8 protein-coding genes and 1 pseudogene are annotated in these 12,578 nt (G+C 67.6%); 1 reads left to right on the forward strand and 8 read right to left on the reverse strand.

Annotated elements, in window-relative coordinates:
• Window positions 1-6 precede the first annotated feature (6 nt).
• A complete protein-coding gene (locus WME82_RS18320) occupies window positions 7-996 on the reverse strand; it encodes an SGNH/GDSL hydrolase family protein (RefSeq protein ID WP_438043881.1) in 990 nt (329 codons plus the stop codon).
• A 570-nt stretch (window positions 997-1,566) separates the two neighbouring features.
• On the opposite strand from WME82_RS18320, the gene WME82_RS18325 reads away from it, so the two are divergent.
• Complete coding sequence (locus WME82_RS18325; protein WP_437746772.1) at window positions 1,567-2,385, forward strand: hypothetical protein; 819 nt, start codon at window positions 1,567-1,569, stop codon at window positions 2,383-2,385.
• Between the two features lie 36 nt (window positions 2,386-2,421).
• Here the strand turns inward: WME82_RS18325 and WME82_RS18330 are convergent, their stop codons facing one another.
• The 7 genes and pseudogenes from WME82_RS18330 to WME82_RS18360 form a co-directional block, all read right to left on the reverse strand.
• Window positions 2,422-3,585, reverse strand: coding sequence for a zinc-binding metallopeptidase family protein (locus WME82_RS18330; protein WP_438043882.1), 1,164 nt, complete (start codon window positions 3,583-3,585; stop codon window positions 2,422-2,424).
• Window positions 3,586-3,956: 371 nt separating this feature from the next.
• Window positions 3,957-7,151 carry a glycosyl hydrolase 115 family protein gene (locus WME82_RS18335; protein ID WP_438043883.1) on the reverse strand — a complete coding sequence of 1,065 codons (3,195 nt, stop codon included), beginning with the start codon at window positions 7,149-7,151 and terminating at the stop codon, window positions 3,957-3,959.
• A 465-nt stretch (window positions 7,152-7,616) separates the two neighbouring features.
• Window positions 7,617-9,017 (reverse strand): glucuronyl esterase domain-containing protein, encoded by a 1,401-nt coding sequence (locus tag WME82_RS18340; protein WP_438043884.1) that lies wholly within the window; start codon window positions 9,015-9,017, stop codon window positions 7,617-7,619.
• Between the two features lie 281 nt (window positions 9,018-9,298).
• The gene (locus tag WME82_RS18345) at window positions 9,299-9,580 is read right to left on the reverse strand and encodes a hypothetical protein (protein WP_437277946.1); all 282 of its coding nucleotides are present in this window, start codon (window positions 9,578-9,580) and stop codon (window positions 9,299-9,301) included.
• 14 nt (window positions 9,581-9,594) lie between these two features.
• A complete protein-coding gene (locus tag WME82_RS18350) occupies window positions 9,595-10,431 on the reverse strand; it encodes an ExeA family protein (RefSeq protein WP_438043885.1) in 837 nt (278 codons plus the stop codon).
• Window positions 10,432-10,433: 2 nt separating this feature from the next.
• Window positions 10,434-11,872, reverse strand: a pseudogene (locus tag WME82_RS18355) (IS481 family transposase).
• A 173-nt stretch (window positions 11,873-12,045) separates the two neighbouring features.
• Complete coding sequence (locus WME82_RS18360; protein WP_438043886.1) at window positions 12,046-12,363, reverse strand: hypothetical protein; 318 nt, start codon at window positions 12,361-12,363, stop codon at window positions 12,046-12,048.
• Window positions 12,364-12,578: the final 215 nt, after the last annotated feature.

Raw genomic sequence — 12,578 nt, forward strand, 5'->3', positions numbered from 1 at the left:
CGCTCGTTACTGCGCGACGCAGCTCGTCTTCATCACTTCCCAGATTGCATCTCCGGTGGCGATGCTACCGGCAGAGGTGGGGTGGATTCCGTCTTGCGTATATTCGTTGTGTCCGTTCCATGTCGGACGAAGGTCCAGCCAGTAGCACTTCGGCGCCGTGAGCCCGTCGCACAATGCCTTCATCTTCGGTCGGAGCGTATCGAGGCAGGTCTTGAGCGACGCGAACTGGTTGCCGATGGGGTCTGGATAGAAGAAATAGACCACCTTCTCGACGTTGTCCTTCTCCATGGTCTCGAACAGGGACTCCGCCGCCGCGAGGGCCGCGTCGCCGTCCCCTCTCAGCAAGCAGTCGTTCCCGCCGCCATCCATCAGCACGTACTTGATCATGCCGTTCTCCGCGGCTTTGCGGTACTGGCTGGGGATCTGATCGTTGGCCAGCGTCGTGCCGCTGACCGAGTTGTCGATATAGCGATCGTTCTGGGGGAGGGAGCCGTTGGCCTTGGCCTGCTTTTCGATCTGCTGCGTGATGCCGTGAGTCGCGGCGATGAACGATTCGCCGATGACCGCGACCTGATTTCCCTTGGTCTGGCCCTTGACGCACTCGCCCGGTTCACCGCCCGTGCCGACCGTTTCTCCGCCGCTGGCCGAGCTGCTGGCCTCCGCGGTGCTTGCATTGCTGCTGCTGCTGCTGCTGCTGCTCGCGGTGCTCCCGGCTGCTGCGCCTCCGGCACCGCTGGTGGCCATATCGCCCGTGCCGACCGTGGTCTCCGCGCTGCTGGTGGTGGTCCCGTCGGGGCCGCCTCCGCCGGTCGAGGACGTACCACCGTCATTGGCCTCACCACAGGCCCAGATGCCGATGCTCAGGAGACCGAGAACGCTCAGTTTCGTAGCAACGTAGGAACGTGTCGACCTCATTTTATTTCTCCAGTGTCCGCTTGGCGCCGAGGGTTCAAGCGGCGAAAGCCACTCATTGCCTTGTGTTGACAATTCATCCATGCACCTTAGGGACCGCGTTCGCCCGATGCAGGTGACTGCCACGACGTCGTACCCAAGCCAGCTGAATCGATGTATAGGCATACTCGCCTATGCCTCGATGCGAGACGTCACGTTCATGTTGGTGGATTGAATAATTCGGGCGAGAGTCGAATTCGTTGTCTGCGCCGCGGCTCATCCTTCTGGGAGGCCCCGATGCGTTCGGTCCCGAGCGCTCCACGCCCGAGCGCGCGGCCTCCGCCCGCGCTGCGCGTCCATGCCGTTCGGCGGTGGACCGCGGCGGTGGATCGGCAACGTGTTCGCGACCGTGGCCTGCCAGCCGGCTGGGTCACGCGTGCGCCCGACCGGACGCTCGTGATCGCCGGCACGTACTTCCACCCTGCGGCGTTCACGCCAGGCTTCGATCCGGGCCACGTGCGCGCCTCCTGGGACGCCGTGAACCGGGAGGACCGCGCCAGCAGCGCGGGAGCCGCGCGCCGGGCCACGCCCCGTCGACCTGCGCCCTGGTGGAGGACGGCGCCCACAGGTTTGACGGCATGGTCGCGCGCGGGTACCGCTCGGAGCGAGGACGGCATGAGCAAGCTCTGCGGCCTGTGGGGCCGCCCGTACATCGACCTGTCGCCGCTGATCGACGCGGCGTGCTTCCCCGAGCTCGATCGCGAGATCGTGCGCGGCCTCTGCCGCGTCGAGCCCTCGTACACCGGCGGCAGCCTGAAATGGATGGGCGTGGTCGCGCCCTGGGTGCACGACGACCCGTACGTGGATTACGGGGAGGTCATCGGGGGCTTCTCGCGCGACGAGTTCTGCGACTTCATCGCGCTCGGCGACGACCCGTCCGCCTTCGATCCCGACCGGCGGCGCGAGTACACGTTCGGAGACGAGACGGATCACCCGCTCACGCGGGCCCAGATGCTGTACCTGAAGTACCGTTACGGCGTCTATTTCCCCTGGAAGGTCTGCTATCATCTGCTCGAGAACGATCGCTGGGAAGACAAGCACTCGGGCTCCGGCAAGGACTTTTCGGCGGAGGCCAAGGCGATGTTCCCCCGGACGGTCGAGTTCATCCGGGGCCTGCCGTTCGTCGAGATCGGGCGGTGCGTGATCTTCGGCCTCGAGGCGAACGATCACGCGCCCGCGCACCGGGATACCGAGCCGGGGAGCGCGATCGGCGCGGCGCAGTCCATCTCGTTCGACCCGCGCGGCGACAAGCGGTTCTATGTCTGCGACAGGGCAGGGGAGGAGCGCACGGTCGTCCGCGCGCCCATCTACTGGTTCAACGACATGGATTACCACGGCGTCGAGCCGGACCCGTTCTTCCGGTACTCGATCCGCGTGGACGGCGTGTTCAAGCCGGAGTTCGTGAAGCAGCTCCAGCGCCTGTACGGGCGGTAGGCGCGGGCGAGCGCCCTGCCGTGAGTGCTCCGCCGGCTAGCGCACCGCCGGCGAGGCCCCGTTCACCACGAGGTGGATGAACTGCAGCTTCGCCACCGCGGGGCGCGGCAGCACGAACGGATAGAAGTCATGCTGGCCCATGCTGCGCGACATCTCGTTGAGCACGGCCGTCAGCTCCACCCAGGCGTTCAAGAAGCCCAGGAAGGTCTCGGCCCCTCGGTCGTCCGGACGCCACAGCGCGTCCGCGCCCCATGGCTCGACGTCGAGCTCCACCTCGTCGGCGTCGATGCCGAAGCTGAGCGCCGTATCGACGGTGTCGACCATGTGGAGATAGTGGGCCCAGGTCTCGGCCCAGTCTTCCCACGGGTGCATGCTGGCGTAGGCGCTGACGAAGCGCTCGGGCCAGTCGGCCGGCGGCCCCTGCTCGTAGTTGGCCTTCAGCGCGGCGGCGTAGTCCTGCTGCTCGTCGCCGAACAGCTCCCGGAACGGCGCCAGCCACCCGGTGTCGCGCACCAGGAGGTCCCAGTAATAGTGACCGACCTCGTGCCGGAAATGCCCGAGCAGCGTGCGGTAGGGCTCGCGCATCGCGGCGCGGGTGCGCTCGCGCTTGGCGTCGTCCGCCTCCTCGATGTTCAGCGTGATCACGCCGTCGGCGTGGCCCGTCATCACCCTGGGCCCGTCGGGCGGCGAGGCGAGGAAGTCGAAGCAGAGGCCGCGCTCCGGATCCTCGCCGATCTTGGACTTCACCGGCAGGTTCAGCGCCAGGAGCTGCGACACGAGCCGTCGTTTGGCCGTCTCGAGCAGGCGCCAGTGCGCCTGGTGCTCGGCGACGGAGAGATCTGGAATGGTGCGGTTGAGCCGGCACGCGGCGCAGAGCGCGGGCGCCTCCGCCGCCGCCGGGATCAGCCAGTTGCAGCCCGACGCCAGGTCGAAGTTGCCGCAGCGCCTGTAGAGCTGCGGCGCGTCCGCCGTGTCGCGCCAGATCTGCCAGGTGCCCTCGGTCGGGCCGGCCTTGAGCGGCAGGACCTGGGCGCGCTCGGGCTCGTAGCCGAGCGGCGTCTTGCAGGCCAGGCATTCGCTGTTGCGGAAGAACACGGGCCTTTCGCACTGGCAGCGGTAGGCGCGCGGGGCGGTGGGCTGCTTGGTCCGCTTCCATGCGCTGCGCAGGTGCGCGATCAGACTGTCGAAGCGATTGGTCATGGTGGGTTGAGCGGCCTCGATCGTGTCGGCCTCGGCTCGCGATCGCAAGGAACGCAAACCCTATGCCAAGCCTGCGGCTCGGTGCTCGCGACACGGGCAGGACCCGACGCGCCGTGGACGGACGTCGCGAAGTGTCTCGGTGTGGCAAGAATGCCGGCGACCCGACCCAGGTTGAGCGCTTCAGCCCGACCCAGGTTGGGAATCGACCCGGAATCGACCCAGCCCGGATCGGGATCACCCGCTGACAAATCCTCTCAACTTGTTGGCATTTGGGGGCGAAAAATTGAACAGGGAGGCGGGCAGACAGGGAGATTCTTGGGATTTTACTCCCCGTCTCCCCGGCGCTTGCACTGCTTGCTGCGCGCGCCTCGCTACTTCGTCGCGCGGTAGCTCTCCGGCGGCCCCAGGTAGCTCGGCTTGAGCCCACCCGTGTCCACCACGAGCTTCTGCACCACCACGGTCGGGTCGACCATCCAGAACTTCAGCACGTGCTCGCCGGGCTGAGCGATGGTGTGCGTGGTCGACGTGCGGTTCACGTTGTCCGACGTGTTCCTCTCCCACGACTTGTTCATCGGGATGCCGTTGAGCGCGGTGGTCACGTTGACGACCTGCGGCTGCCCGTCGTCGATGGAGACGGCGTACTTCAGCCCGTCGGAGTGCAGCACGTTGTTCCTCGGCGACAGGTACGCCCAGACCGTCACCTGCCCGGTCGTGAAGGTGTTGATCTTGTACTCGAGGTGCGGGCTGTCTCCGCCGGGCGTCTGCCTGGCCGCGGTGACCGGGAAGGGCGTCATGCCCCCTGCCGTCCGGCCGATATCCGGGACGAGCTGCCACGCGATCGGCTCCGCGCTCACGGCACGCGTGAAGTGCTCGGCCTCGATCGAGACGTACCCGTTGCTCTCCACGAACCCCTCGAGCGCGTCGCGGTTCACGTCCGGGTTCTTGACGATCGCCTGGACGACCACGCTGCTGCCGTTCGCCCCCGTCACCGTGATCGGCACCTCCGTGGTCCCCTTGGGCGCAGCCTCCCAGTCGACGCTCACGGTGGCCCGCACTTCCTTCTCGATCGTGCCGTTGTTCGGCGAGACCTTCACCCAGGGCACGGACGGCTCGATCTGGTAATCGAACGGCGCCTGACCGCGGTTGAAGACCTCGATGTACTGGGCCGGCTGACTCTGGAACGGGCTGAACTCGGGCAGCACCGCGGCCGTCCGCTCTGCGGGCCAGACCTTGTCGGACCCGTCGATGGCCACGCCCAGCTCCGCCCCGCTCGGCAGGCTGATCTGCTTGAGCGCCGGCCAGATGAAGTCCTCTCTGTCCGGCTGCTGCCAGCCCGAGTCCGGATAGTTCCCGCCGTAGCCGATCTTGGTCTGCGTCTGGAAGCCCTTCCACTTCCCCCCGGCCAGCGTGTTGTTGTAGTAGCTCGACATCGCCTTGTCGTCGGCGAACCGAGCCTCGGCGGTCGTGGCCATGTCCTTCGTGGCGGCGCGCTTCTGGGCGGCGTAGAGGATGTTCTTGAACCCGGCCAGGCGGAGCTCGTACAGGTTGGCGCTGGCCTTCACCTGGTAGAGCACGAGCTGGTAGTAGGCGTCGCGGTACTCCTCCGGCAGCTCCTCGTTGAGCCGCTCCGCCTCGGCCGCGAGCGCCTGCCACTCCGCGACGACCCGCTCCGCCTCGCCATAATGGATCAGGCTGAAGGGGCTGCCGTCGGCGTAGACCACGGCGCTGCTGGGGTTCGTGGCGATGTTGGCGTTCGGGTTGAGGGTGATGACCCGGTTGAGCAGCTCGGGCTTCCGGCGCGACTGGAGCCTGGAGTACATGGTCAGGACCTCGGCGATCTCGGCCGCGTGCTTCGGCCCGAACTGCTGCGCCGCCCACTGCCGCTCCCACACGGGGAGCCGCTCGATCGGCCACCGCTCGGGGTTCCACGCATAGTCCAGGAAGAACTCGAGCGGGTGCTCCTCGTTCTTCATGTCGCCCACGTTCACCACCCACAGCCGATCGACGCCGTATCGATAGGACAGGTGGAGCTGCTCCCAGACGTTGGGGAGGAGCGTCGTGTCGACCCACTTGTAGTTCCGGGCGCCGCCCACGTAGTCGAAGTGGTAGTAGAGCCCGTAGCCGCCCGACCGCTCCGGCGCCGACAGATCGGGCAGCTCGCGCATGTTGCCCCAGTTGTCGTCGCACCAGTTGATGATCACGTCGTCCGGCGCCCGCATACCGTCGTCCCAGAAGGCCTGGACCTCCTTGTAGAGCGTCCAGACCTGCGGGATGGTGGTGACGTCCTTGCCGGTGACCTCGCCCAGGATCTGCCGCTGCGCCGCCACGATCCGCTGCATCAGATCGATGTTGCCGCCGTTGTCGATGGGCAGGTCGCCGTTGCCGCGCATCCCGACGGTCACCACGCTCTCGTAGTCCTTCATCCGCTTGATGCTGTCGGTCCAGTATTTCTTCAGCGCCTCCGTGTTGTTGTCGAAGTTCCACTGCCCGTTGCCGCCGTACCGGCCACCTGACTGCCCGAAGCGATCCCACTCGTCCTGCGCCCGCATCATCGGCGCCTCGTGCGAGGTCCCCATCACGATGCCGTACTCGGCGGCCAGCGCCTGGTTCTCGGGGTCGTCGTCGAAGAGCGATCTGCCCCACACGGCCGGCCACAGGTAATTGGCCTTGAGGCGGAGCATGACCTCGTACACCTTGGCGTAGAGCTCGTGGTTGAAGCCGTTAGGGCGGCTCGAGTTGGGCGCGGGGCCGAACGTGTTGCGCGCCCAGGTGCCCAGCGCGGGGTTCTCGTCGTTGATGAAGAAGCCGCGGTATTTCACCTTCGGTTCCCCCTGCGAGTAGCGCCCGGGCAGGATGTACAGCTCGGCGTGCTTGTGCGGCGGGACGTCGTCCCAGTAGTGCCATGGCGACACGCCGATGTTCCTCGAGACGTCGTAGGCACCGAAGATCGTCCCGCGCTGGTCGCTGCCGGCGATCACGAACGCGCGGCGAACGCTCGGCGCCGGATCGTTCACCACCTGCAGGAGGGACGTCTCCCACCGGCCCGCGATGTCGGTGACGTCGAGCTTGTTCTCGCTCACCAGCTGGTCCACGAGCGGGCTCTTGCCCAGCGTCCCGATGATCACCACGTCGTCCGCCGCCGGGATCTCGTCGAGCGACACCTCGGGCTCGACCTGGGTGACCCGGCCGATGTCGGTCTTGAGGTCGCTGACGACCCGGATCACGCCCGCGTAATCGCTCGAGCTCACGACCAGCGGCGCGGCCTTGCCGGTGGCGACCATGGGGAAGCGGTCGGGCCCGGGCTCGAACGCGACGTACTTCTCCGGATCCTCGGGGTGCGGCGGGTCCGGATATCCCGTCGGTTCACCCGCGCCTCCTCCGGTCGGCGAGCCTGCACCACCGCCTCCCGTCGGCGAGCCTGCACCACCGCCTCCCGTCGGCGCGCCCGCGCCTCCTCCCGCCGTCGCGCCCGGATCGCCGGGCTTCGGCGACGCGCCGTCCGATCCCGAACAGGCACCCCCCAGCACGGACAGGGAGAGGGGCAGTACCCCGCAGACGATCCCCATCCGCACCAGGGGCCTCCAGGTGGCCCAGAGCGCGCCGAGCGCTCGCCTGCCTGGGCCGGCACATGGACGACCGGCGCGCCGCAAGAGGGCGCCTCCTTCGATGGATCGCGTCAACTCGTTGGTCTTGCAATCTTCTTTCATATCTGTCATGTGCGGTTTTCCCCGGCTGTTCACGCGAATGGACGCCCCCGGCGCATGCGCGAGGTGCGCTTGCGCACGCAGAGACACAACGTCGCTCCAGGCCGAGCTGCCGGAGGACGTCTCAGGTTCGCGGCTCTCAGGTCAGGCTGAGAAATTCCCGGAGCGTGCCGGTCTGATCGCGCCTGGCGCAGCGGGGGCGGCACGTCCTTCGTCCCGTCGTGCGCCAGGCCGCGGGCACGGCCTGGCCTGTGCTAAATGCCCATGTCAGCAGGCAGGCGCGGTCGCGCGCCGAGGCGCGCGGGATCGTTGAGCGCGCGGGTTGGCCTAGTCCAGAGTGGGAATTTCACCATCCTGCCACTTGCCCGCGTCGAACGTGAAGCTGTCCGTGAACAGGTCCTCCGTGCTCACGGATTCTCCTTTGAGGAACCGGTTGACGAACGCGCTGTAGTACTCCGTCGCGAAGGTCCCCGCCTGCGCGCAGTGACCATGAGGCGGGTGGGGGAAGCCGAGGTGGTCCTTGGATCCCAGCGCTTCGTAGATCATCTGGGTATACTTCATCGTCGTGTAGACGCACTTCGGGCAGTTCCAGCCGTCGTTCGTGCCCTCCATGATGATGAGCGGTCTCGGCCAGGCCAGCGCGAGCACCTCGTGCTGGTCGATGGGCAGCTTGTTGACGTTGCTGTTGCCGAACGACTCGAAGGCATCTCCCATCCAGTTCTCTTCACCGTAGATCTGGGAGGCGGTCTGGACGTTCGCCCCGGCGCTCTTCTCCGCCTCCGCGGGGCGCCAGCCGCTCGCCAATCCAGAGCCGGGCGACTGCGCGGCGACGAGGGCGATCCGCTCGTCGAACAGGCCGATGATCCCGGCTTCCTTGCCGTTTCGCGAGCAGCCGAGCGCCGAGAGCTTCGTCGTATCGATGTTGTGACCCGTCGTCATCTCCAGGGCATCGATGACGCGGCTGGCCCCCCAGGCCCATGCCATGAGCGAGCCGGTCGACTTGTAGTCGGGGTAGAGATCGTAGAACAACCCCGAAGGAGCGCGGCGTCCCTGGCTCCCGGTCGACTTTGCGAGCCTCTCACCGACGCGCCCATAATCGATGGTCGCCACGCCGGCGGGCGCCGACGCGCCGATGCTGAAGATCGCCGGCGTGGGCCCGCCACCTCCACCGCTGGCCGCTCGGATGGTCACCGAGAACTCGATCGTTTTCCCGCCGTTCGTGACGGTGATACTCAGTGACCCACCGCTGTAGGTGGCCTCGATGGACTCCGGTTTTCCAGGATTTTTGCCATAGATGAACTCCTCGGCGAGCAGGCTGATCTCCTTCCTGCGGCAAGCCCAATCGGCTTTCGAGGTCACCTTCGAGCCGTCCAGGAAAGTGAACGGATCCGGCATCTTTGGATTCGCCTTCAGCTCGGCCAGGGTCGGGAGCTCGATGTTCGTCGCGCAGCCCTCCCCGGGCGAACCGCCGGTTCCCGCGGAGCCGCCACCGCTGCCCGTCGCACCGGCGCTTCCGCCCGAGCCACTGTTTCCCGAAGGGCCGCTACCGGCGGTCGTGGGAACGCCGCTCGCCGCGGAGCCGGCAGACGAGGCGCTGGATCCGCTCGCGCCTCCTCCCTGCCCGGAGGCACCCGCGCCGCCGGTGTCGTTCGGCCCCCCGGCGGTCGAGCTCGAGCACGCGGCGAGCGGGACGAGGAGCAGACAACCGACGAGCGCGGGGTGGTTCATGGTTCAGAAATCTCTCCGGGAACGAGCGGGCACGTTCGGCCTGATGAATTCCCGCGAGCGGAGAAGCTGATCTCACGGGAAGACAAGATTTGAGCGTGCTCGCGAAGTTTGAGGGGGTGCCGAGCACGAAGATTGAGGGACGCGCGGCGTCATGGCCGGCGAGGCCTTGGTCGTGGCCGGGCCGCGACGCCAGGACGGACACGAGCACGAAGTTTGAGGGCCTTTGAGCGCGAAGATCGAGGGACGCGCGGCGTTATGAGCCGAGCGCGGGCGGGGTTACCTCAAAACGGAATGTCGTCGCCGGGCCGCTCGTCGCCGAGCGCCCGCGAGTGATCCGCAGGGAGGAAGGCGCGGTAGCCGTCGAGCGCGGCGTGGAGCTCGCGGACGGCCTCGAAGATGCGGCGGGCCGCGCGCAGGCCCGGAGTGCGGGGCGCGGGCTCCTCGGGGGGCGCGAGCAGATCGGGGTGCTGCGCGAGCAGGACCTGGATGAGGAAAAGCAGCGTGGCGTCGAGCAGCGCGAGGGGCTCGGGGATCGGCAGCGTGACGTTGGCGGTGCGTGGCATGGGCGCCTCCAGGTTCACCGTTTGCGGTTCGCGGACTTGGGCTCCGGGGCCGCGCCGAAGATCTCGAGAAAGAGCTTCTCGTCGAGCCGCGGCAGCTCGCGCTCGGCGGCGGCGCCGAGCAGCTCGTCGGCGAGGTTCATGAGCACGCGGTAGTTTCCGGCGGAGTGGTCGGCGAGCGTGGCCTTGAGCTCCGCGGCCATCAAGGAGGGGTTGCCGGCGGCGGCGAGCACGTGGTCGAGGCAAGCGAGCAGCTCGTCGCGAGAGGCGTAGTCGAGGACGAGCCGGCGGCGGATGCGCGAGCCGAGCGGCAAGAGCTCGGCGGTGCGGAGACGCTCGGGGAGACGGGCGTCGCCGGCGAAGACCACGCAGAGCAGTTGCCTCGAATCGAAGTCCTTGCTGGAGAGGATGCGCAGCTCGTTGAGCACGGGCGTGCTCGCCTCCTGCGCCTCATCGAGGATCAGCACGGGTCGGCGAAGCGTCGTGGCGAAGTGCTCGGCCCAGCGCGCGCGAAGCGCCTTGAAGCCTGCCCAGCGGTTGCTGGACGAGAGCGGGACTCCGAAGAGATCACCGAGCTCGCGGTAGAAGTCGCCGGCCCTGCTCTGGGGATGCTCGATGGTGCCGACCACCACGTCGGTCAGGGCGCCGAGCCGCGCAGCGAGCAGGCGTAACGCGATGCTCTTGCCCGTGCCGGGATCGCCGGTGAGCATGGCGAAGCCGCCGTGAGCCAAACCGAGCTCGAGGCGACGAAGGAAGGCGTCGACGGGCGGCGAGACGTAGAGGGCCTCCGCGGGTACATCGGCGCGGAAGGGAATGTACTTCAAACTGTAGAGAAACAGGAGTCGACTCATCATGGTCAATCCTCCTCCGTGTTCTTGGGCAGGTAGGCGGGCGGCAGGCCCGTGGCCGCGTACTCGGCCATCAGCTGTCGCAGGAGCGGCGCGATTCCGGGCGGCTTCCTCGACGGAGCCAGCGGCGCGGTGATCTCGGTGAGCGCGCGACGCGCGCGGTCCGCGTTCCTCTCCTTGTCGAGCGGAAAGAGCGTGGCGAGGTGCGCGCCCGAGCGCGGGTCGACGAGCTCTGCGCTGGAGAGATCCCAGCGCGCGACACGAAGCCGGGGACGTTCGAGCACTCGGTAGGCCGAGGGGACCTCGAAGCGCACGCCCTCGATCGTGACCGTCCCGTCGCTCCGGCGCTGGTGGCGCGAGATCTCCATGCGGAAGGCCCGGCGCAGCGCCTCGGAGTCGGGACTCGGGCGGCTCACGTCTGGGCCTTCGAGGTAGCGCTCGAGCGGAGTCTTTTTGAGCTCGCTGTGGACGGTGCGGTGATACTCCTGCTCGACCCACGCCTGGGTCGCGGTGTTGAGCAAGTCGAGCGTGAGGTTCGGTTCGCCCTCGAGCATCGGCATGAGCCGCCCTTCGACGAGCGTCCAGAAGTGCTCTTGCTTGCCGTTCTGATGGGGGCGTTCGGCGGCGTGAGATATTGCGCGATGCCGAGCCGCTCGAGCCCCTCCCGCATCTCGGCGGCCTTCCTGGCACCTCCACGATCGCTGTAGGCGCCGCGCGGCAGCCCTCGCTTCTGGATCCCCTGGCTGAAGCCGTGCACGAGGTTCTCGGTGCTCTCGCAGTCGAGGTACCACTGCGCGTGGCAGCACACCCGCGAGCAGTCGTCGAGCAGGCCGAAGAGATAGGGTGTCTTCAGCTCCCCGCTGGCCGTGATGACCTTTCGCTTGCCCTCGTGGAAGTCGTAGTGCCAGAGCGCGTTGACATAGGCCAGCTCGTACGAGCGCGTCTCGCGCGGCACGATCTCCGATTCGACCGCCCTGCCTTGGCGCCTCCTCTGGATGCGATACATGCCGTGGGCCTTCATGAAACGGCGCACTGTGGTGTAGCTGGGCACCGGGTCGAGCGCGGGGGTTGTCTTTGCGAGCGCGACGAGGTTGTCGTGGTGGAGCTGCCAGGTCCAGCGCGGGTGATCGCGATACTGACTCTCGATCGCGGACGCGACCGCTGTCGTGATTCTCGGCTGCGAGCCGGCGTGCTTCGGGACCTTGCGCGCGAGCACGCTGATCGGGTCATCCGCGCTGCGCGCCGCGTCGTACATGCGCTCGATGGTCTTGGGCGAGAGCCGGATCACCGAGCCCTTGGGCGGGTGTCGCCAGGACTTCGCGGCGAGCTCGGCGATCCGACTCGCGAGCTCGCCGCGCTCCGGCGGAGAGGCGAGCAGGTGGCTGATGATGGAGAAGCGCATCCGCGCCCAGCGCAGGCGCATGCGCGCCTGGTCGTCGTGGCTCATCGATTCCTACTCCGGATCGAAAGGCGCAGACGGGCCCTTGGCGGGCGCGCGCGCGTCCGGTGCTCGTGGCTCATGAGGTCTCCTGCGCGGTCGGCGAACGGACCTACCGGGCGGGGAAACCCTATCTCACCGCGGAATCCACGCCGAATGACATCTTCTGCGTGGCGCCGTGGTCATGCGATGTCCCTCAAAAAACGCGATCCATCGAGGACCGAGCTCGTCGTGAGCGGCGCGAGCAGGTGGAGCATCGTGCCCATCTGCTCGTCGGCCGTGCCGGGAAGCCGTTCGATCGACCTTGGAATCCCGCCGATATCGACGCCGACGAGCCGGGTGCGGATCGCGAGCAGGACCTCCTTCGCGAGGAAGGGGCCGCGCCACCAGGCGAGCCATCGGCGCGTCGTCCTCCGCGGAACGCCGGCCGGCTGCGCGCCGGCGGTGCCGAGCGCCTGCGCGGCGAGGCTCGCCACGACCACGACGACGCCGAGGTACACGCGTGGATGGGCTCCTCCGTTTCTGGCAACTCGGAGGCGAGCCCCCTCGGAGGACTTCGACAAGTTTTCTGAGGGGGCTTCGTTTGTCGCCCCTCAAAGAACGCGCTCAGGAGGACGCCCGGGGGCCCCCATCTTCTTGGCGCTGCTCAAGATTCGCCAGGCGGCGAGGTTCTCGGCCGAGGGGGCTCTCGGAGGTGCGCGCGAATTTGTCAACT

Origin of the sequence: Sorangium sp. So ce128, from assembly GCF_051525245.1 — a bacterium.
Lineage (GTDB): Bacteria > Myxococcota_A > Polyangia > Polyangiales > Polyangiaceae > Sorangium > Sorangium cellulosum_B.